At 62.0% G+C, this 20,427-nt stretch carries 16 protein-coding genes and 1 other RNA gene; 1 reads left to right on the top strand and 16 read right to left on the bottom strand.

Translation table 11 applies throughout. The features are described from left to right. Positions 1–27: 27 nt before the first annotated feature. The 14 genes from O3297_RS27820 to rnpB all read right to left on the bottom strand — a co-directional run bounded on the left by O3297_RS27820 (position 28) and on the right by rnpB (position 15,675). A complete protein-coding gene (locus O3297_RS27820; RefSeq protein ID WP_034784973.1) occupies positions 28–840 on the bottom strand; it encodes a cell division protein FtsQ/DivIB in 813 nt (270 codons plus the stop codon). A gap of 1 nt (position 841) precedes the next feature. After that, a complete protein-coding gene (locus O3297_RS27815; RefSeq protein WP_052140373.1) occupies positions 842–1,810 on the bottom strand; it encodes a D-alanine--D-alanine ligase in 969 nt (322 codons plus the stop codon). 1 nt (position 1,811) lies between these two features. Beyond that, complete coding sequence (murC, locus tag O3297_RS27810; protein WP_305051128.1) at positions 1,812–3,215, bottom strand: UDP-N-acetylmuramate--L-alanine ligase; 1,404 nt, start codon at positions 3,213–3,215, stop codon at positions 1,812–1,814. 10 nt (positions 3,216–3,225) lie between these two features. Then, a complete protein-coding gene (gene murG / locus O3297_RS27805) occupies positions 3,226–4,320 on the bottom strand; it encodes an undecaprenyldiphospho-muramoylpentapeptide beta-N-acetylglucosaminyltransferase (RefSeq protein WP_071653277.1) in 1,095 nt (364 codons plus the stop codon). Further along, positions 4,317–5,528, bottom strand: a complete 1,212-nt coding sequence (gene ftsW, locus O3297_RS27800; protein WP_176374731.1) for a putative lipid II flippase FtsW — start codon at positions 5,526–5,528, stop codon at positions 4,317–4,319. The genes murG and ftsW overlap by 4 nt, the downstream gene beginning before the upstream one ends. Continuing rightward, positions 5,528–7,084, bottom strand: a complete 1,557-nt coding sequence (gene murD, locus O3297_RS27795) for a UDP-N-acetylmuramoyl-L-alanine--D-glutamate ligase (RefSeq protein ID WP_305051125.1) — start codon at positions 7,082–7,084, stop codon at positions 5,528–5,530. Before murD ends, ftsW begins: the two co-directional genes overlap by 1 nt. Further along, complete coding sequence (gene mraY, locus O3297_RS27790) at positions 7,084–8,259, bottom strand: phospho-N-acetylmuramoyl-pentapeptide-transferase (RefSeq protein WP_034784967.1); 1,176 nt, start codon at positions 8,257–8,259, stop codon at positions 7,084–7,086. The genes murD and mraY overlap by 1 nt, the downstream gene beginning before the upstream one ends. A gap of 2 nt (positions 8,260–8,261) precedes the next feature. Further along, positions 8,262–9,692 carry a UDP-N-acetylmuramoyl-tripeptide--D-alanyl-D-alanine ligase gene (gene murF / locus O3297_RS27785; protein ID WP_305051175.1) on the bottom strand — a complete coding sequence of 477 codons (1,431 nt, stop codon included), beginning with the start codon at positions 9,690–9,692 and terminating at the stop codon, positions 8,262–8,264. An 11-nt stretch (positions 9,693–9,703) separates the two neighbouring features. Then, positions 9,704–11,212, bottom strand: coding sequence for a UDP-N-acetylmuramoyl-L-alanyl-D-glutamate--2,6-diaminopimelate ligase (locus tag O3297_RS27780; RefSeq protein WP_176381902.1), 1,509 nt, complete (start codon positions 11,210–11,212; stop codon positions 9,704–9,706). 8 nt (positions 11,213–11,220) lie between these two features. After that, positions 11,221–12,999, bottom strand: a complete 1,779-nt coding sequence (locus tag O3297_RS27775) for a penicillin-binding protein 2 (protein WP_034748891.1) — start codon at positions 12,997–12,999, stop codon at positions 11,221–11,223. Next, on the bottom strand, positions 12,999–13,268 hold the full coding sequence (gene ftsL, locus O3297_RS27770) for a cell division protein FtsL (RefSeq protein WP_034748894.1): 270 nt from the start codon (positions 13,266–13,268) through the stop codon (positions 12,999–13,001). Before ftsL ends, O3297_RS27775 begins: the two co-directional genes overlap by 1 nt. Next, positions 13,265–14,236, bottom strand: coding sequence for a 16S rRNA (cytosine(1402)-N(4))-methyltransferase RsmH (rsmH, locus tag O3297_RS27765; RefSeq protein ID WP_070258850.1), 972 nt, complete (start codon positions 14,234–14,236; stop codon positions 13,265–13,267). Before rsmH ends, ftsL begins: the two co-directional genes overlap by 4 nt. Before the next feature lie 9 nt (positions 14,237–14,245). Then, positions 14,246–14,674 carry a division/cell wall cluster transcriptional repressor MraZ gene (gene mraZ, locus O3297_RS27760; protein WP_034748899.1) on the bottom strand — a complete coding sequence of 143 codons (429 nt, stop codon included), beginning with the start codon at positions 14,672–14,674 and terminating at the stop codon, positions 14,246–14,248. Positions 14,675–15,335: 661 nt separating this feature from the next. Next, an RNA gene (gene rnpB, locus O3297_RS27755) (RNase P RNA component class A) lies at positions 15,336–15,675 on the bottom strand. Positions 15,676–15,910: 235 nt separating this feature from the next. On the opposite strand from rnpB, the gene O3297_RS27750 reads away from it, so the two are divergent. Continuing rightward, entirely contained in the window at positions 15,911–17,614 is a 1,704-nt protein-coding gene (locus tag O3297_RS27750; RefSeq protein ID WP_305051119.1) for a thiamine pyrophosphate-binding protein, read from the top strand. Between the two features lie 73 nt (positions 17,615–17,687). On the opposite strand, the gene O3297_RS27745 is transcribed toward O3297_RS27750, so the two are convergent. Beyond that, complete coding sequence (locus O3297_RS27745; protein ID WP_070258846.1) at positions 17,688–18,230, bottom strand: hypothetical protein; 543 nt, start codon at positions 18,228–18,230, stop codon at positions 17,688–17,690. A 152-nt stretch (positions 18,231–18,382) separates the two neighbouring features. After that, the gene (locus tag O3297_RS27740; RefSeq protein ID WP_305051117.1) at positions 18,383–19,498 is read right to left on the bottom strand and encodes a porin; all 1,116 of its coding nucleotides are present in this window, start codon (positions 19,496–19,498) and stop codon (positions 18,383–18,385) included. Positions 19,499–20,427 lie beyond the last annotated feature (929 nt).

Below are 20,427 nucleotides of genomic sequence, written 5' to 3'. Positions count from 1 at the left end.
TATGGGCTATAAATTAAAATTATTGGGTTAAGTCGGTTTTTTAATCGGACTGCTGTTTTTCTTCTTCATGACTGGCTTTCCATCCTTGCCTTCGGCCGGTATCACCAGGCCGGCGGAACTGAGCGCCAGGCCATTCTGGTAGCGCATATCGATCGTGTCGATATTTTCCAGCCGGCTCGCCAGCTGCGGGTAAATGCCCACCAGCCGGTCGACCCGCGCTTTCAGGGTCGTGTGATTCTGCTCGCGTCCCAGCGCCACGCTCATGCCGTTATCCAGTTTCACCGTCCACGCATAGCGGCTCGACAGCGACAGGGTTTCCGGCACCATCTTCAGCGGCGCAAACCACTTTGCCAGCTGCACGTAGGTAGCCAGTACTTCCTTTTCGCTGCCATCGGGGCCGGCAAACGCAGGCAACTCATGGTCGTCTTCGGCTTCGGCCACATTCGCCGTAAACACGTCGCCCTTGACCGACAGCAGGCGTCCATCCTCGCCCCAGGTGCCCAGCGCTTCGTGTTCTTCCAGCGCCACGATCAGCTGGTTCGGCCACTCGCGCCGCACGCTGGCACGGCGTACCCACGGCACCGATTCGAACACGCCGCGCACGCTTTCCAGGTTGGTCGTGAAGAAATTGCCCTTGATGCGGCCCAAAGTGCCGCTGCGCAGGGTCAGGTAATTCACGTGGCGCAGGCCCTTGTCGTCCGCGCTTTCCACCTTGATCGTGCGCAGGTCGAACATGGGACGCTGCGACACCCACCAGACGCCGGCGGCCACGCACACGACCAGAACCGCGGCCAGCAAGCCGTTGGCAGTCGTATTGAGGCTTTTAGCGTCATGCCACATATCAGCGCTGTCCCTTGTGCATTTTCAGACGCGCGCCAGCGACGATTTCCAGGCACAGGTCTTCATAGCTGATGCCCACCGCGCGCGCCGCCATCGGCACGAGCGAGTGGCCCGTCATGCCGGGCGAGGTATTCACTTCCAGCAAAAACAGCTTGCTGTCGGCCGCGCGCATCAGCACGTCCACACGTCCCCAGCCTTCGCAGCCGAGGGCGCGGTAGGCTGCCACGGCGATGCGCTCCATCTCCGCCACGATCGCCGGGTCCAGCTGCGGCGGGCAGAAATACTGCGTATCGTCCGTGAAGTACTTGTTCTGGTAATCGTAATTGCCTTGCGGCGCGACGATTTCAATCGGCGGCAGCGCGCGCGCAGTGGCGCCCTTGCCCAGGATCGCGACGGTGAACTCGCGGCCCTTGATGAACTCTTCGGCCAGCACCGAATCATCGAGGCCGGCGGCGATGTCGTAGGCCGCCTGGAAGGCCGAAGCTTGGTTGACCGTCGTAATGCCGATGCTCGAGCCTTCATGCGGCGGCTTGACGATCAGCGGCAAGCCCAGTTCCGCGGCGACCTTGGCCAGGTCGGAGCTGTCATCGAGCACCGCGTACTTTGGCGTTGGCAGCTGGTGCATCAGCCAGATCATCTTGGTGTAAACCTTGTCCATGCCCACCGCACAGGCCATCACGCCGCTGCCCGTGTAGGGAATGCCCAGCTGCTCCAGCGCGCCCTGCAGGCTGCCGTCTTCGCCGAAGCGGCCGTGCAGCGCGATGAAGACGCGGTCGAATTGTTCAGCGGCCAGTTCGGCCAGGCTGCGTTCGCCCGTGTCGAACGCGTGCGCGTCCACGCCGCGGCTTGTCAAAGCGGCCAGCACGCCCGTGCCGGACATCAGCGACACTTCGCGCTCGGCCGAGCTGCCGCCGAACAGGACGCCGACCTTGCCCAATTGTTTTACGTCGATAGCTGAAGCTTGGTTCACATCAGGCCTTTACAGTGTTGGATGAATACGTTGTCAGTTGTTGCGGGATACCGCTGATCGAGCCGGCACCCATGGTCAGCACGACGTCGCCGTCGCGCGCCACGCTCATGATGGTGTCGGCCATGTCTTTCATGGATTCGACGAAAATCGGTTCGATCTTGCCGCGCGCGCGCAGCGCATGCGCCAGTGCGCGGCCGTCGGCGGCGACGATGGGCGCTTCGCCCGCCGCATACACTTCGGACAGCAGCAGCACGTCGGGCGCGCCCAGCACTTTCACGAAATCCTCGAACAGGTCGCGCGTGCGGCTGTAGCGGTGCGGCTGGAACGCCAGCACCAGGCGGCGGCCAGGATAGGCGGCGCGCGCGGCGGCCAGGGTCACTTCCGTTTCCACCGGATGGTGGCCAAAATCGTCGACCAGCGCAAAAGTGCCGCCGTTCGGCAGCGCCACGTCGCCGTAACGCGTGAAACGCCGGCCCACGCCGGAAAACTCGGCCAGGCCCTGCTGCGTGGCGCTGTCGGCGATGCCGATTTCGCGCGCGATGGCAATCGCCGAGCAGGCATTCTGCACATTGTGCATGCCGGGCTGGTTCAGCACCACGTCCAGGTCCGGATAGCCTTCCTGCAGCACGGTGAAATGCATTTCCAGGCCCACGGCGCGCGCGTTGATGGCGCGCACTTGCGCGTCTTCCGCGAAACCGTAGGTGGTGACGGGCTTGGTGACGGACGGGATGATGGCGCGCACGTGCGGATCGTCGATGCACAGCATGGCGCGGCCATAGAAAGGCAAGCGGTGCGTGAACTGCACGAAAGCCTGCTTGAGCTTTTCGAAATCGTGCTCGTAGGTGTCCATGTGATCGGCGTCGATATTCGTGATCACTTCGATCATCGGCGTCAGGTTCAGGAACGAGGCATCCGATTCATCGGCTTCGGCTACCAGGTAGTCGCCCGAGCCCAGCTTGGCGTTCGCGCCGGCGCTGGTCAGGCGGCCGCCGATGACGAAAGTCGGATCGAGGCCGCCCTGCGCCAGCACGGAAGCGACCAGGCTGGTGGTCGTCGTCTTGCCGTGCGTGCCGGCGATGGCGATACCGCGCTTCAGGCGCATCAATTCACCGAGCATCACGGCGCGCGGCACCAGCGGAATCTTGCGCGCGCGCGCGGCCGCCACTTCCGGATTGTCTTGCGGGACGGCGCCCGACGTCACCACCGCATCGGCGTCGCCGATGTTCTCGGCCGCGTGGCCCAGCATGACGGTCGCGCCCAGGCTCGCCAGGCGCTGCGTCGCCGCATTGCTGCCCAGGTCGGAGCCCGACACCTTGTAGCCGAGGTTGACCAGCACTTCGGCGATGCCGCTCATGCCGCTGCCGCCAATGCCGACAAAGTGGATATTGTTTACTTTATGCTTCACAGAGCTAACCTCATGCCAGTTTTTCCAATACGTGTGCGATCGCCTCATTGGCGTCGCGCTTGCCTGCTGCCAGTGCCGCTTGCGCCATATGCTGGCAGGTATCGCGGCTCAGCGATGCCAGCAGGGTGCTCAGCGACGCCGCACTCATTTCCGTCTGCGGCAGATGAATCGCCGCGCCTTGTTTTGCCATCCATTGCGCGTTGTCGCGCTGATGGCTGGTGGTCGACGCCACCAGCGGCACGAGCACGCTGGCCACGCCGGCCGCCGTCAATTCCGACAGGGTGATGGCGCCCGCACGGCAAATCACCAGATCGGCCTCGGTATACGCCCTGGCCATGTCGTCGATGAAGTCGACCACATTGGCTTGCACGCCCGCCTGCGCATATGCGGCATGCAGGGCGTCGATATTCTTCTTGCCCGACTGGTGCGTCACCAGCGGGCGTTCGCCCTCCGGCATCAGCGCCAGCGCGGCGGGAAGATTGTCGTTCAGCGCTTTCGCGCCCAGGCTGCCGCCCACCACCAGGATGCGCAACGGTCCGCTGCGGCCCGCGAAACGCGTGGCTGGCGGCGCCATGGCGAGGATCTCGGCGCGCACGGGATTGCCCGTGACGACGGCCTTGCCGGCGGCGCTGCCGAAATCGGCGGGAAAGCCGAAGCACACCTGCTGCGCCAGCGGCACCAGCGTCTTGTTCGACAGCAGCAGCGCCGCGTCGGCATTGACCAGCACCAGCGGCACGCCCTTCAGGCGCGCCATCAGGCCGCCCGGCACGGTGACGTAGCCTCCCATGCCCATCACCACATCCGGCTTGCGGCTGGCGATGAAACGGCGGATGGCAAAAAAGCTAGCCAGCATCTTGAAGCCGCCTTTGACCGTGTGCGCCAGGCCCTTGCCGCGCATGCCGGAGAACGCGATGGCATCCATGGGAATGCCGCTTTTCGGCACCAGTTCCTGCTCCATGCCGTGGGTCGTGCCCAGCCAGCTCACTTCCCAGCCGCGCGCGCGCATGGTCTGCGCAATCGCCAGGCCAGGGAAAATATGGCCGCCGGTGCCGGCCGCCATGATCATCAGTCTTTTCGTCGTTTTCAAGTTCGTCACGCTGTTCATAGCCGGCCTCCCCGCATCAGGATCCGGTTTTCATAATCGATGCGCAGCAAAATCGCCAGGCCGATACAGTTAATCAGTACGCCCGTGCCGCCATAACTCATCAAGGGCAAGGTCAGGCCCTTGGTCGGCAGCAGACCCAGGTTCACGCCCATATTGATGAAGGTCTGCACGCCGATCCAGATGGCGATGCCTTTCGCCGTCAGGCCGGCAAAGGTCTGGTCGATGGCGATCGCCTGGCGGCCGATGTCAAATGCCCGCTTGATAATCCAGTAGAACATGCCGATCACGATCAGCACGCCCACTAGGCCCAGCTCCTCGCCGATCACGGCCAGCAAAAAGTCCGTATGCGCTTCGGGCAGATAATGCAGTTTTTCCACGCTGCCGCCCAGTCCCACGCCAAACAGTTCACCGCGTCCGAAGGCGATCAGCGAGTGCGTCAGCTGGTAAGCCTTGTTCAGCGCATTGTCTTCCTGCCACGGATCGAGATACGCAAAAAACCGCTCGCGGCGGAATTTCGACAAGGCGATGATGGTGACGAAGATCGCCGTCAGCATGGCGCCGATGCCGCCGAACCAGATGGCGTTCACGCCGCCCAAAAACAGGATGCCCATGGCGATGCAGACGATCACGCCGAAGGCGCCGAGATCGGGCTCCATCAGCAGCAGCAAGCCGACGAAGCTGACAGCCAGCGCCATCGGCATGAAGCCCTTGGTCAGCTTGTGCATGTACTCCTGCTTGCGCACCGTGTAATCGGCCGCGTACAGCACCATCACCACCTTCATCAGCTCGGACGGCTGCGGCCGCAGGCCCGGCAGGTTCAGCCAGCGGCGGCCGCCATTGACCGACACGCCCAGGCCCGGTATCAAGACCATCACCAGCAGCACCAGGGTGCCGATGAACAGCCACGGCGCCATCTTTTGCCAGCTGGCGACGGGGATGCGAAATACCAGCGCGCCAACGACGATCGAAATACCGATGAACAGCGCCTGGCGCACGACAAAATAATTGTTCGTGTAGGCGGCGAACTTGCGCGCATCCGACAGCGAGATCGACGCCGAATACACCATCACCATGCCCAGCAACATGAGCAGCAGGACGACCCACACCAGCGGCTTGTCATAGTCCATCATCTTCGACTGCCGCGCGCGGCTATCCAGCGGCTTGGCAGCCGAGCCGGAACCAAAGCTGAAGGGCAGTTGGAAGGCCATCAGATATCCTGTCCGTTTTCCAGGGCGATGTCGCGCACGGCGCCGACAAACACCTGCGCGCGGTGCGCATAGTTCTTGAACATGTCCAGGCTGGCGCACGCAGGCGACAACAGCACGGCATCGCCGGCCAGCGCCAGGCCGCTGGCGCGCTTGACGGCCTCCGGCAAGGTGGCGCAGTCGATGATCTCCACGCCGGCCGGTTCGAGCGCCGCGCGCAAGGCCGGCGCATCGCGGCCGATCAGCACCACGGCGCGCACATAGCGCGACACGGGTTCAGCCAGCGGCGAGAAATCCTGCCCCTTGCCGTCGCCGCCGGCGATCAGCACCAGGCGCTGTTCCGCGCCGCCAAACGCCTTGCCCAGGCCGAACAGGGCGGCTACCGTCGCACCCACATTCGTGCCCTTGCTGTCGTCGTAGTACTCGACTTCATTCACGGCCGTGATCAGTTCCACGCGGTGCGGCTCGCCCTGGTATTCGCGCAAGCCGTGCAGCAGCGGCGCGAACGGCAAGCCGATGGCGCGGCACAGGGCCAGCGCCGCCAGCGCGTTCGAGGCATTGTGCTGGCCGCGGATTTTCAACGCGTCGGCCGGCATCAGTTTCTTGGCCATCGTCGGCACCGGCTCCGGCGCCGGATCATTCTTCCTGCGTTTTTTCTCGATCACTTCTTCGCTGGGCACGGCTTGCGCCAGCCAGAAGATGCCCCGTTCATTGACCAGGCCAAAGCTGTCCACTTCCACGGGTTCGCCCGTGCCGAAGGTGATCGTTTCGGTCAGCGGGTCGGCCATGTGCATCACGGCCGCGTCGTCGCGGTTCAATATGCGCACGGTCTGCTCGCCGAAGATGCGCGCCTTGTCGGCAGCATAGGCAGCCATGTCGCCATGCCAGTCGAGGTGATCCTGCGACAGATTCAGGACCGTGGCCGCGTCGGCCTGCAGGCTGAACGTCGTGTGCAGCTGGAAGCTGGACAATTCCAGGATCCACGCCTGCGGCAGGGTGCTGGCGACGGGTTCCGCCACTTCAGCTTCCGCATCCACAGGCTGCGGCGCAGGCTCCGCATCGAGCACTTCGCGCAGCACGTCCAGCGCGGCCGGGCTGATATTGCCGGCCACGCGCGTGGCCAGGCCGGCGCGTTCGCACAGCAAGCCTACCAGGCTGGTGACGGTCGTCTTGCCATTCGTTCCCGTGATGGCGATGACTTTCGGCGCATAGCCGCGTTCCGCCTTGAGCGCGGCCAGGGCCTGCGCGAACAGTTCGATCTCGCCCCACACGGGGATATTTTTCTCAAGAGCGGCAGGCGCAATCTGCGCCAGTTCGCGGCCCGGCGCCAGGCCAGGGCTGACGGCGACGAAATCGACGCCATCGAGCAATTCGGCCGTGAAGGCGCCGGCGATGAACTGCGCCTGCGGCACGGCGGCCTGCAACGCTGCCAGGCGCTCGGGCGCCTGGCGCGTATCGGCCACGCGCACGCAGGCACCGCTGCGGGCCAGCCACAGGGCCATGGCCAGCCCCGACTCGCCGAGGCCCAGTACCAGTGCGGTTTTAGCGTCGTACATCATCAGCGCAGCTTCAAGGTGGTCAGGCCGAGCAGCACCAGCATCATGGTGATGATCCAGAAACGCACGACAACCTGCGTCTCCTTCCAGCCTTTTTGTTCAAAATGGTGATGCAACGGCGCCATCAGGAAGACGCGGCGGCCCGCGCCATAGCGCTTCTTGGTGTACTTGAACCAGACGACCTGGATGATCACGGACAGCGTTTCGACGACGAAGATGCCGCCCATGATGAACAGGACGATTTCCTGGCGCACGATGACGGCGATGGTGCCCAGTGCGCCGCCCAGTGCCAGCGCGCCCACGTCGCCCATGAACACTTTCGCGGGGTGCGTGTTATACCAGAGGAAGGCCAGGCCGGAACCGGCCAGCGCGCCGCAGAAGATCACCAGTTCGCCTGCGCCCGGGATGTGCGGGATGAACAGGTAGCGCGCATACGTGGCGTTACCCGTCAGGTAGGCGAACAGGCCCAGGGCCGTGCCCACCATCACGGTCGGCATGATGGCCAGGCCGTCAAGGCCATCGGTGAAATTGACGGCGTTGCTGGTACCGACGATGACGCAATAGGTCAGCGCGATAAAGCCCCATACGCCCAGCGGATAGCTGATGGTCTTGAAGAACGGAACGATCAGGTCAGCCTTCGGCGGCAAGTCCATGGCGAAGCCCGATTGCACCCAGGCGTAGATCAGATTCCATACCTGGCCAGCATTGGGCTCGGAGATGGAGACGGAAAACGCCAGGTAAAACGCGGCGGCGATGCCGATCAGCGATTGCCAGAAGTATTTCTCGCGCGAGCGCATGCCTTCCGGATCCTGGTGCACCACCTTGCGGTAGTCGTCGGCCCAGCCGACTGCGCCAAAGCCCAAGGTGACGATCAGCACGGGCCAGATGAAGCGGTTCGACAGGTCAGCCCACAGCAAGGTGGAAATGCCGATGGCGATGAGGATCAGCACACCGCCCATGGTGGGGGTGCCGTGTTTTTTCAGGTGCGTTTGCGGGCCGTCCGTACGCACGGCCTGGCCGACCTTCATGCGCGTAAGCATGCGGATCACGGCGGGACCGGCGCACAGGCCGATCAAGATCGCCGTCAGGGTGGCGAAGACGGCGCGGAACGTGATGAAGTTAAAGACCCGCAGTGGGCCAATGTCGTCCTGGAAATAATGAGCGAGCCAGAGCAGCATGATTAGTGAGCTTCCTTGTTATTGTTGTTTGAACCAATCAAATGCTGCACGGCCCGTTCCATCTTCATGAAACGGGAGCCCTTGATCAATACTGTTGCATCCGAACGGCCGGACAAATGCGCATCGAGCGCCGCCAGCAAACCGTCGAACTGTTCGAAATACTCCACGACCGTGCCTGATTCCTGGCTGGCGGCTTCCTGCGCCGGATTCACCAGATGGCGCGCCAGTCCGCCCGTCGCCAGCACGTGTTCGATGCCTTTGGCGGCGGCGTAGGCGCCGATCTCTTCGTGGAACTGCTGCCCCTGCGTGCCGACTTCGCCCATCTCGCCCAGCACCAGGATGCGTGGTGCCGCGGCCTGCGCCAGCACATCGATGGCCGCGCGCGCCGAATCCGGATTGGCGTTATACGTGTCGTCGATGATGGTGGCGCCATTGGCGGCCCGTTTTTTCTGCAGCCGGCCAGTCACGGGAGAAAACGCCTCCAGGCCCTGCTTGATATGTTCTGGCGCGATGCCGGCGCCAATCGCGCATGCCACGGCCGCCAGCGCATTGCGCACATTGTGTTCGCCCGCCGCCTGCAAGCCGACAAAAAACTGACGCAAGCTGCCATCCTGTGCCCGCACGCTGACGAACAGGTCGCTGCCAAAATCCTCGGCCGCGCGGTGCGTGCAACTCACGTCCGCCTCTTTCGACAGGCCGAAGGTGATGACTGCGCGCGCGCCTGCCAATTCGCGCCACACGGGCGTGAATTCATCTCCATGCGGGAAGACAGCCACGCCGTCATGCGCCAGGGCCGCCAGCGCGGCGCCGTTCTCGCGCGCCACCGCTTCCACCGTATGCATGAATTCCTGGTGCTCGCGCTGCGCGTTGTTGACCATCGCCAGGGTAGGCGCGGCAATCGCGGCCAGGCGGGCGATTTCTCCCGGATGGTTCATGCCCATCTCGATGACAGCCGCCTTGTGCGCGGCGCTCAGGCGGAACAGCGTCAATGGCACGCCGATTTCATTATTCAGGTTGCCGCGCGTGGCCAAACGGCCGTCTTCGCCAAAGGCCGCCGCCAGGATGGCCGCAATCATTTCCTTGACAGTGGTCTTGCCGTTGCTGCCGGTGACGCCGATGACGGGTAAATTGAAGCGACCGCGCCAATGGTTGGCGATGCGGCCCAGCGCCACCAAGGTATCGGCCACCACGATGGCGGGCACCGTGGCGCTGTCCCAGCCTTCGGGCAGGCGCTCGACCACCACGGCGGCGACGCCGCGCGCAGCCACCTGGTCGAGGAAATCGTGGGCATCAAAACTCTCGCCGCGCAGGGCAACGAAGAGCGAGCCGGCTTGGGCGCTGCGGCTGTCGGTGGAGACGCCATCAAAGGATGCGTCGCCCGTCAGCTGCGCGCCGTCCAGCGACGGCATCAGTTCAAGCAGGCTTGCGTGCATCAGGCTATCCATCAATTCGTCCTCATCATCGTCAGGCGCGCGGACAAGGCCAGCTGCGCATGGTCGGCATCGGAGAACGGCAGTTTCTTGCCCTTGATTTCCTGGTACGGCTCATGCCCCTTGCCCGCCAACAGGATCACGTCCGGCTTGGCCGCGTGCTTGATGGCCGACAAAATGGCGCCGGCACGGTCTTCGATGGCTTGCGGCTGCGGACCGTCGGCACGCATGCCGGCGACGATCTGCGCGATGATGGCGTGCGGATCTTCGCTGCGCGGATTGTCGCTGGTGACCAGCACGTGATCGGCCAGCTGCGCGATGGCGCCCATCTGCGGACGCTTGCCCGGGTCGCGGTCGCCGCCGCAGCCGAACACGCACCACAGCTGGCCACCCCGCTCCTGCGCCACCTGGCGCAAGGCAGCCAGGGTCTTTTCCAGCGCATCCGGCGTATGCGCGTAATCGATGACGACCATCGGCGCTTCCTGGCCGCCCACCTGCTGCATGCGGCCGGGGGCCGGCTGCAGGGATTCGATGCCGTCGATGGCCGCGCGCAGGCCGGTGCCGTGCGCCAGCAAGGCGCCCAGCACGGCCAGCGCGTTGCTGATATTGAAGTGGCCCACCAGCTGCGTCTTGACCAGCGCCACGCCCAGCGGACATTCCAGGTGGAAGTCGGTGCCGGCATGGCGGCTGCGGAACTGGCTGGCACGCAGCATCAGCACACCAGGCAGATCGGGCAAGCTGGCCGCATCCTGCAAGGTGTAGCCGATGACCGGGTATTCACCGGCCAGCCTGCCGTCCACGTGGCGCGCCAGGCGCAGGCCCATGGCGTCGTCCAGATTGATGACGGCTGTTTTCAAGCCGGGCCAGTCGAACAGTTTGACCTTGGCCGCCTCGTAGGCAGCCATGTCGCCATGGTAGTCGAGGTGGTCGCGCGTCAGATTGGTAAACATGGCGACATCAAAATGCATGCCGGCCGCGCGGTCCTGGTCCAGACCGATCGACGACACTTCAATGGCAACGGCCTTGGCGCCAGCGTCGCGCATGGCGGCCAGTTTGCGCGCCAGCAGCACGGCGTCAGGCGTGGTGTAGCCGGTGACGTCGAATTCGATGGCGCCGCGCGGCTTGCACAGGCCCACGCCCAAGGTCCCGATGACGGACGAGGTTTCGCCCAGGCGCGCCAGGGCTTGCGCCAGCCACAGCGCGCACGATGTCTTGCCATTCGTGCCCGTCACGCCGGCACTGAACATGGCGCTGTCGGGCATGTCGTAGAAAGCATGCGCCACGGGACCGGCCAGGCGTTTCAGGTCGCTGACCAGCAGGTGCGGCACGGCCCATGCGGCGTTCCACTCGACGGCATCATGCACGATGGCGGCGGCGCCCTGCTCGATGGCGGCGTCGATGAAATGGGTGGCGCCCGCGTAGGCGAAAAACACGTCGCCGCGTTGCACGCGGCGCGAATCGGACGTCAGCTGCCCGGACGGGGCAGCCGCTTTGATCCACAAACTGATATCTTGTATGGTCATGAGTGACTTCACATGGCCTCCGGGCCGGCATTGGCCGGGACCACGATTTCGGTAACGGAGGAATCGGGCGGTACGTTCATCGCGCGCAGCGCGTTGGTCGCAATCGCCGCGAAAGCGGGAGCGGCAACCTGGCCGCCATAGTGGGCGGGGCCGGTCGGCTCATCGATCATCACAGCAATGATGAAGCGCGGCGCCGACATCGGCACCATGCCCACGAACGAGCCGATGTATTTGCGCGGCATCGCGTAGCGGCCGTTTTCCACTTTATAGGCGGTACCCGTCTTGCCGCCCACGCGGTAGCCGGCAACCTGGGCGCGCTTGGCCGAGCCGTGCGCGCCGGAGACCACGAGTTCCAGCATGGCGCGCATTTCGGCGGCCGTCTTCGGCTTGATCACTTGCTGGCCCACGGGCAATTCATTAACCTTCTGGAATGACAGGGGAATCGTGTCGCCATCACGCGCGAACATCATATAAGAGCGCGCCAGCTGGATCAGCGACACGGAAATGCCGTTACCGTAGCTCATGGTGGCCTGCTCCACCGGGCGCCACGATTTATACGGACGCACGCGGCCGGCCACGGCGCCAGGGAAACCCCATTTCGGCTGCTGGCCGAAGCCCACCTTGGTAAACATTTCCCACATTTCCTGCGACGGCATGCCCAGCGCGATTTTCGAAGTGCCGATGTTCGACGACATCTCGATGATTTCCGAGACATTGATCACGCCGTGCGGCTTGGTGTCGGTGATCGTGCGGTCGGCGATGGTATAGCGGCCCGGGCCCGTGTCGATCAGGGTGCCCGGCTTGACGCGGCCCGTGTCGAGCGCCAGTGACACCGTGATCGGCTTCAGGGTCGAACCGGGCTCAAAAGTATCGGTCATGACGCGGTTGCGCAGCTGCTGGCCCGTCAGCTTGCGGCGGTCGTTCGGGTCGTAGCTTGGATAGTTGGCCAGGGCCAGCACTTCGCCCGTGTGCACGTCGAGCACCACGGCGCCGCCGGCCTTGGCATTGAATTTCTCCACTGCTTCCTTCAACTGCGTGAAGGCGATGTACTGGATTTTACTGTCGACGGACAGGGTCAGGTCCTTGCCGTCATGCGGTTCGTGGATGAAGCCGATGTCTTCGACGATGTGGCCCAGGCGGTCCTTGATCACGCGGCGGCTGCCGGTGGTGCCGACGAGGGTTTTCTGCTGCGCCAGTTCCATGCTTTCCTGGCCCACGTCTTCCACGTTGGTAAAGCCCACCACGTGGGTCATCACTTCACCCTGTGGATAGAAGCGCTTGTATTCCTTGCGCTCGTCGATGCCGTCGATGCCCAGCTTGGAAATCTTGTCGGCCACGTCCATCTCGACCTGGCGTTTCAGGTAAACGAAGCTGCGGTCCGAATCGAGTTTCTTGCGCAATTCGTTGACATTCATTTCCAGCAGGCCGGCCAGCGCATTGATTTTTTCGGGCGATGCCTGCAGCACGTCGTCGGGAATGGCCCAGATGGCTTTCACGGGGACGGACGAGGCGAGCACCTGGCCATTGCGGTCGGTGATCTTGCCGCGCGTGGCCGGCAATTCCAGGGTGCGCTCATAGCGCGCCTTGCCCTGCTTTTGCAGGAACTGCGTCGATACGCCCTGCAGCCACAGCGCGCGCGCGCCCAGGCCGGCGAAAGCGAAGAACAGCAGGAACAGCACGACGCGCGAACGCCAGACGGGCAGACGCACCGCCAGTACGGGGTTCTTCGAGAATGGCACGCCTTTCGATGCCGCCACCCGGCCGTTGCTATTACCGCCCAACTTCATTATTCGCCCTCCGTCAGGTATTGCGTACGCGCCGCCGTCAGCGGCGTCATGCTCAGGTCGCGCCGCGCGATCGATTCGATGCGTTCATGCTTGCCCAAAGTGGACTGGTCCAGCTGCAGTTGCGCCCAGTCGATGTCGAGCTGGCGCGACAGCGCTTGCGCGCGCTCCAGGTCGATCAGCAAGTGGCGCGACTGATACTGCGCATTCACCAGCGACAGGCCGCAGCACACCAGCAGGGCCGACAGCACGACACACAGCTTGCCAGTCATCGGGCGCCGCCACGAACTGGAATGGGCAAACGCTGCGCCACGCGCATCACGGCCGAACGCGAGCGCGGATTGCCCTCGATCTCGGCGTCGGACGGCTTCATCTTCGAAATCAGCTTCATTTCCGGCTGCGGCAAATCGACCGCGCGGATCGGCAGACGGCGGTCAGGCTGCTCCACGTTCGCCTTCGAGGCGAAGAAACGCTTGACCATGCGGTCTTCCAGCGAGTGAAAACTGATCACGGCCATGCGCGCGCCGGGCGCCAGGCAGGCATACGCCTGGCTCAGACCGATCTCGAGATCCTCGAGCTCTTTGTTAATGAAAATGCGTATGGCCTGAAAGGTGCGGGTAGCGGGGTCCTTACCCTTCTCGCGGGTCTTGACGGCGCCTGCCACGATGCCGGCAAGCTGTCGTGTGCTTGAAATTGGCTGGACTGCCCGGCCAGCAACAATCGCCTTTGCAATCTGAAAAGCAAACCGTTCTTCCCCATAATCGCGTATCACTTTCTCTAAATTCTGCTCGGTTTCCACCGCCAGCCATTCGGCCGCGGAGATGCCGCGCGTGGTATCCATGCGCATGTCCAGCGGTCCGTCGTTGCGGAAGCTGAAACCGCGCGCCGCGTCGTCGACTTGCGGCGACGAGATGCCCAGGTCAAGCAGGATGCCATCGACCTGCTGCACGCCGCGTTCGGCCAGGCTGGCCGTCATGGTGGCAAAACTGTCGTGGACGATTTCAAAGCGGGGGTCGCCGATCTGTTCGGCCGTGGCGATGGCTTGCAAATCCTTGTCGAAGCCGATCAGGCGCGCGTCGGGCGCCAGGCGCGACAAGATCAATCGGCTATGGCCGCCGCGGCCAAACGTGCCATCGACATAAATGCCGTGCGCGCGGTCGCCCGACAGGTCGAGCGCATCGACCGCTTCATCGAGCAGCACCGTGCGATGCTGAAATTCCGGCACCGTGAGTTGTGTCATTACGGAGCCTTAGAAAGAAAAATTGGAAAGTACATCGGGGGTGCCGGCATCGATCGCCTGCTGTTCTTTGTCGGCCAACTTGGCGGCATCCCATATTTCAAAGTGGCTGCCCATGCCGATCATCATCACTTCGCGCGCCAGTCCGACGGCGTTGCGCAATTCGGGCGAGATCAGCACGCGGCCGGCCGAGTCCAGCTCGACGTCGACGGCGTTGCCGAGGAAGATGCGCTGCCAGGCGCGCGCCGACATGGGCCAGGCGGCGATTTGCTGGCGGTGGCTTTCCCACACGGGACGGGGAAAAAACAGCAGGCAGCCATCGGGGTGTTTGGTGAGTGTCAAGCGACCTTCGCATTGAATCGCCAGCGCGTCACGGTGCTTGGCAGGGATAGACATCCTGCCTTTGGCATCGAGATTGATTGCGGACGCGCCTTGAAACACGGAAGACCTTTTTGAGCTTGGGTTGCGACGCTTGCGCATCGCGATGAAAAGGGAAAATTTCCCACAAAAACACACTTTTTCACACAGTTGCCCACTTTAGAGGAAGCAAAGATAGTGGTCAAGCGGTTTCCGATTGGCAAAACAGGAATTTTATTAATGAAATTAAGGACTTAGCGCATATCGTTGAAGGAGTCTCAAATAAAAATATATCGATAAATTAGATACTTATGAAAGATAGTGAATGTGCTACCTCATCTGCACACATGTGTTTTCCTACCGTAAACATCGAAAAAAACGAAATCAAAAAATTGAATTTTTTACAGTTAGTTGACGCATGACAATAGTTTCGTCATCCGGACACAACAGCAATCAAGCCTCGGAAAAGACTTGGTTTAAAGCAAAAGAAAATCATCCTTGGCGCGTATCGCCCCTATTTTCCGGGCCTGGCCTGTCGCAGGAAAACTATTTTTGCAACGCAGCAATTAATTGTAAACAGGAAACTTTAACCAATTGTTCATTTTTAGTTGTCTATACAACTTTATCGCGGATGCTATATTTTTAGATACAAAAAAAGCCCCGTTGCGGGGGCTTTTTGGGCGGCGCGCCGCATGAAAAACGCTGCGGGCGATACGCTCCCTGGCAAGCCAGGAAACAGGAATTCAAGTGAAGCAGGCCGGTAGGCCGGATTTTGTTACGGCGCCTTCCCTTGCAGGTTGGCGCTATGACAGTCATTCCTCTAGGCGCCAGATTACTCGGGCGCTCAAGCTTTCTACCCGCACGCTCCGCGAGCAGCATCATCGCGTGCCTATTTGAAATTGCACCAGGTGGAGGTTACCGCGTTTCACCGTAACTTAATACGCTCGTCTCTGTGGCCCTATTCCTCGCCTTATACCTTGCGGCTTTCGACGGACGGCCGTTAACCGTCACCCCGCTCTATGGAGTCCGGACCTTCCTCCCGCCAGCGCATTGCTGCGCCGGCCAGCGACTGTCTGGCCTGCTTCACCCGCCATTGTACCGCGCCGCAGCATGTTTCTGCAAAAAGGCCTGTGCACGCGCGACACCGCTCGCCGGGCCCCTCGTCGGGTCCCGGCCCGGGGGATTGTGTAATTCGGTGTCGCCATTTCAAAAGCCGGGCCAAATCGGCTCACATAGAATGAGGCAAGCTGCTTGCATGCAGGCGCATGCGCACCGCTTGCCCCATTTCTTTGCCACCCACTAGAATATAAAGAGCCGAACATGACGCAACAACCCCGTACCGGCGGCCAGATCCTGGTCGATGCCCTGCAGATCCACGGTGTCGACACCGCCTTTGGCGTGCCTGGCGAAAGCTACCTCGACGTGCTTGACGCCCTGCACGATTCGGGCATCCGCTTCATCATCAACCGCCAGGAAGGCGGCGCCGCCTTCATGGCCGAAGCCTACGGCAAGCTGACGGGCAAGCCGGGCATCTGCTTCGTCACGCGGGGACCGGGCGCCACCAACGCCTCGATCGGCGTGCACACGGCCTACCAGGATTCCACGCCGATGATCCTGTTCATCGGCCAGGTGGGCAATGATTTCGTCGACCGCGAAGCATTCCAGGAAATCGACTACCGCCGCATGTACGGCCAGATGGCCAAGTGGGTGGCGCAGATCGACCGCGCCGAGCGCATTCCCGAATACCTGGCGCGCGCCTTCCAGGTTGCCACCAGCGGCCGTCCCGGCCCCGTCGTGCTGGCCCTGCCGGAAGACATGCTCATTGCGCTGGCCACGGTGGCCGACACGCGCGCCTACCAGCCCGTGCAGGCGGCGCCATCGGATGCCCAGCTGCAGCAGTTGCGCGGCATGCTGGCGACCGCGAAGCAGCCGCTGGTCTTGCTGGGCGGTACCACCTGGACGCCGCAAGCGTGCGCCGACCTGCAGCAGTTCGCGGAAAGCAACCACCTGCCCGTCGCCTGCGCCTTCCGCTTCCAGGACTTGCTCGACAATGCCCACCCGAACTACATCGGCGACGTCGGCATCGGCATCAACCCGAAACTGGCCGCGCGCGTGAAAAACGCCGACCTGGTCATCGCCATCGGCCCGCGCCTGGGCGAAATGACGACAGGCGGTTACACCCTGTTCGACTCGCCCGTGCCGCGCCAGCGCCTGGTGCACATCCATACGGATGCCGAGGAACTGGGCAGCGTTTACCAGGCCGAGCTGATGATCAACAGCGGCATGCCGCAAGTATGCGCCATGCTGGCCGCCATGGCGCCCGTCGATGCGTCCGCCTGGCAGCATACGCCAGCAGAAGCCAAGGCCGAGCTGGCCGCCTACCAGGAGCGCCCGCCCATCTTCCAGGATGGCCAGGCGCCGCTGGACCTGTGGCAAGTCACGCAAGAGATCATGGCGCAGGCCCCCGCTGACACCATCCTGACGAACGGAGCCGGCAATTACGCCTCGTGGGCGCACCGCTTTTATCGCTACGGCGGCATGCGCACCCAGCTGGCGCCAACGAATGGCGCCATGGGCTACGGCGTGCCGTCCGGCGTGGCGGCGAAGATCGCGCACCCGGAGCGCACCGTGATCACGTTCGCCGGCGATGGCGAATACATGATGAATGGCCAGGAGCTGGCCACGGCCGTGCAATACCAGGCGGGCGTGGTCATCATCGTCTTCAATAACCAGATGTTCGGCACCATCCGCATGCACCAGGAGCGCGACTACCCGGGCCGCGTGTCGGGCACGACCCTGCACAACCCGGATTTTGCGGCGTTGGCGCAAGCGTATGGCGCGCATGGCGAAGTGGTGAATACGACAGAAGAGTTCGCCCCTGCCCTGCAACGGGCGCTGGCGCACGCCAAGGCCAACAACTTGCCGGCCTTGATCGAACTGCGCTACGACGGCAACCTGATCACGCCGAACGCGACGCTGGCCACCATCCGCGCCACGGCGGAAAAGGCGCAGGCCGCCAAATAAGCCTCCTGCAAGGCGAGAAATAACAAAGGCCCGGTCGATACCGGGCCTTTTTCTTTTTAACCGCAGCAATCGCTCAGGCGGCGGGCACGGGCGCGCTTTCCTCGGCAGGCGCTGCCTCGGCGGGCGCTTGCGGCACCGGCGGGCATGGCGTGCAATGCTTCAGGGGACGGCCGAAATCGCGCACGCGGCTCAGTTTCATCGGCATGCGCACGTTGCCGCCGCAGTAATCGCCTTCCAGGGTCAGGGTCTGGCCATCTTTGGAAAACTTGCCGACGATGGTGCGCTCTTCGCTGTCGGCGCCGGCGATGGTGAAATCGAAGGCGCCCGTGGCGGCGTCCAGGTTGACGTCGTTGGCCACGATGGGCCAGCTCAGGGCGCCGGCCGTGAATTCATAGATGACGGAATCGGCTTCGGCAAAGCGGTGCAGCGTCACGCGCTGGCCGCCGATTTCGCCGCTATCCTTTTGCAGGCACAGGTCGGAGTAGACGGCCACGCCGTAGCGCTCCAGTCCAGCCGGCTTCTTGCCCTTGACGGCAGCGACAGCGGCGCCCGTGGCGCCAGCAAGCAGCAGCGCGGCCAGCAAGGCGGCCAGGCGCGGCGAGGTGAATGAATACATGGCATTCCTTTACTTGAGTAACGGCGTCATTATAACTGGCGCCGCACATGCAAAAACGCGCCGCCAGGCCGAAGCCAGACAGCGCGTTTCCTTGCTTATCAGCATCCCCGAAGGGATGCTGGCAGCGGTACTAAGCTTCGCTTGCGCGAATATTAGAACGAGTGACGAACACCAACGTTGAAGGCTTTGTCGCCCGAACCGATGTTGCTGTTGTTACCAACGGTGTAAGCTGCGCCGTTTTTGTTCTTGATCTTGGCGTACGAAGCGTAGGTGCTCGTGCGCTTCGACAGAGCGTAGGAGTAACCCAGTGCCCATTGATCAGCATCAGCGTTAGCGATGCCTTTGTCGTTGGTCTTGATGTACGAAGCCATCACGGTGCCAGCTGGGCCAACTGGTACGGTTGCGCCGACCAGCAGGTTAGCGCTGTCGGTGCTAGGAGCAGCGGCGCGGTAGCCGTAGGCGTTCAGGCTGCCGGTGGTGCCGAAAGCTTGACCAGCAACACCTGCGTTGGTGTTGCTCAGACCCGAGTTGTAGGTTGCGCTGTTGTCGCCTTTGTTGACGCCGTATGCCAGGAAAGCCTTGGCAACTGCGAAGTCGTAGTTAGCTGCAGCCAACCAGTTACGTGCGCTACCTTTGTTGCTGATAGCGGATTCGTTGCTGGTGGTGTTGTAAGCCAGACGTGCGTTCAAAGGACCGTTCGAGTAGCCAGCCGACGCGCCGATTTGACGGCCGTATTTGTTCGAATCAGCTTGTTCGCCGAAGGTGTAAGCCACATCAGCGTCAAAGCCGTTGAAGTTTGGCGAGGTGTACAGCACGGTGTTGCTGGTGCGGGTGTTCGCTGGGAACAGGTTCTTGGCGGAACCAGCGTAGCCCACTGCGAATGGATCAGCAACTTTCGACAGGGTGTTGTACCAAGGCGTGTATTGACGACCCAGGGTCAGGGTACCGGTCGTTTTGCTGCTCAGACCTACGTACGATTGACGACCGAACAGGGCTTCGTTTTTACCTTGCGAGCCGCTGTCAACACCGAAACCAGCTTCCAGAACGAACAGAGCCGACAGGCCGTTGCCCAGATCTTCGGTGCCTTTGAAGCCCAGACGGGAAGCCGAAGCAATGCCGCTGTCTACTTTGTTGGTGGTGCCGGCTGCGCCGCCGCGCTCGCTGACGAAACCAGCGTCAACGGTACCGTAGATAACAACGCTCGATTGAGCTTGGGCTACGCCAGTGGCTGCTGCCAGAACTGCCAGGGTGATCAGAGTTTTTTTCATTGCGATTTCCTTTAATTTTGAAGCAAAAAGTAATACAGCCTATGCATCTCGAGCTGCGCTCTAACAGAGCGCTTTTTATGAGTGAGGGCAAGGTCTCCACCTGCCACATTGCTGTTCCGGTCAGGGGAACAATTCACATCGGTATCGGCACGCTATTGCACCGATAAGCTTGAAGGCTGCAGAGCGACCGTATTTTGATGCGCCGGTTCGGTGCTCAAAGGGCACCGGAAGCGGCACTATAACGACCGTTTCACATTCCATCAAGTTCCAACATGTTACTTCCGGTACCAGGCCGAGGGCTTTTTCAGGCATCCCGACCATCGCCAACCGTACTACGCGACAGAGCCAGTGCCCCTTGCCAACCAATGCATTGGCCTGATTGACCATTCCATCATAGCGCATGCCTTGTCGACACCCGTTGTATTAGTGCAACAGTATCAGGCGCGTGATTAAAACATCAACATGCTTTACCCATCATTTACCCTGCATGATTTACGCGACAAAGCGCACAATTTGTCAGGCGATAATGGATAAACGGAACGAAGCATACACGGCATCGCCAATGTTTGCTGCCGGATGCCCAAAAACGGGAAATATCACGCCCTGTTTTGGTGCGTTGCCGCATTATTCAGGGGCGTAGACGCCATTTTTGACGTCGGCGCGCGCGTCAGGAAAATAGGCAGAGTACCAACACAATTACTGACTTTCCGGTAATTTAAATTGCTCACATAGAAATGTTTTTCATGTTTTCCGGCTAACTCTTCAGCCACCCGCCTAGAACCGATGAGGACGACTCTTGCTTGCAAATTGCGCATCAGTTGAAACAAATTCTTACAATGTTGCCTTCTCAATATTTCGACATATTTGTGTCTAAAAAACGACACATTGACCGAAATCAAGTTTTCGCCGCCCCGATATCACACAATTTA

It is taken from the genome of Janthinobacterium sp. SUN128, from assembly GCF_030587275.1.
Classification (GTDB): Bacteria; Pseudomonadota; Gammaproteobacteria; order Burkholderiales; family Burkholderiaceae_D; genus Janthinobacterium; species Janthinobacterium lividum.
The sequence above is the reverse complement of the archived record's forward strand: the minus strand, read 5'-3'. Positions and strand labels throughout refer to the sequence as shown.

Bases quoted from the DNA above. Each gene is read 5' to 3' on its own strand.
- O3297_RS27820 (WP_034784973.1), bottom strand. From the start codon at position 840: ATGTGGCATGACGCTAAAAGCCTCAATACGACTGCCAACGGCTTGCTG.
- murG (WP_071653277.1), bottom strand. From the start codon at position 4,320: ATGAACAGCGTGACGAACTTGAAAACGACGAAAAGACTGATGATCATG.
- ftsW (WP_176374731.1), bottom strand. From the start codon at position 5,528: ATGGCCTTCCAACTGCCCTTCAGCTTTGGTTCCGGCTCGGCTGCCAAG.
- murD (WP_305051125.1), bottom strand. From the start codon at position 7,084: ATGATGTACGACGCTAAAACCGCACTGGTACTGGGCCTCGGCGAGTCG.
- mraY (WP_034784967.1), bottom strand. From the start codon at position 8,259: ATGCTGCTCTGGCTCGCTCATTATTTCCAGGACGACATTGGCCCACTG.
- murF (WP_305051175.1), bottom strand. From the start codon at position 9,692: ATGCACGCAAGCCTGCTTGAACTGATGCCGTCGCTGGACGGCGCGCAG.
- O3297_RS27780 (WP_176381902.1), bottom strand. From the start codon at position 11,212: ATGACCATACAAGATATCAGTTTGTGGATCAAAGCGGCTGCCCCGTCC.
- O3297_RS27775 (WP_034748891.1), bottom strand. From the start codon at position 12,999: ATGAAGTTGGGCGGTAATAGCAACGGCCGGGTGGCGGCATCGAAAGGC.
- ftsL (WP_034748894.1), bottom strand. From the start codon at position 13,268: ATGACTGGCAAGCTGTGTGTCGTGCTGTCGGCCCTGCTGGTGTGCTGC.
- rsmH (WP_070258850.1), bottom strand. From the start codon at position 14,236: ATGACACAACTCACGGTGCCGGAATTTCAGCATCGCACGGTGCTGCTC.
- O3297_RS27750 (WP_305051119.1), top strand. From the start codon at position 15,911: ATGACGCAACAACCCCGTACCGGCGGCCAGATCCTGGTCGATGCCCTG.
- O3297_RS27745 (WP_070258846.1), bottom strand. From the start codon at position 18,230: ATGTATTCATTCACCTCGCCGCGCCTGGCCGCCTTGCTGGCCGCGCTG.
- O3297_RS27740 (WP_305051117.1), bottom strand. From the start codon at position 19,498: ATGAAAAAAACTCTGATCACCCTGGCAGTTCTGGCAGCAGCCACTGGC.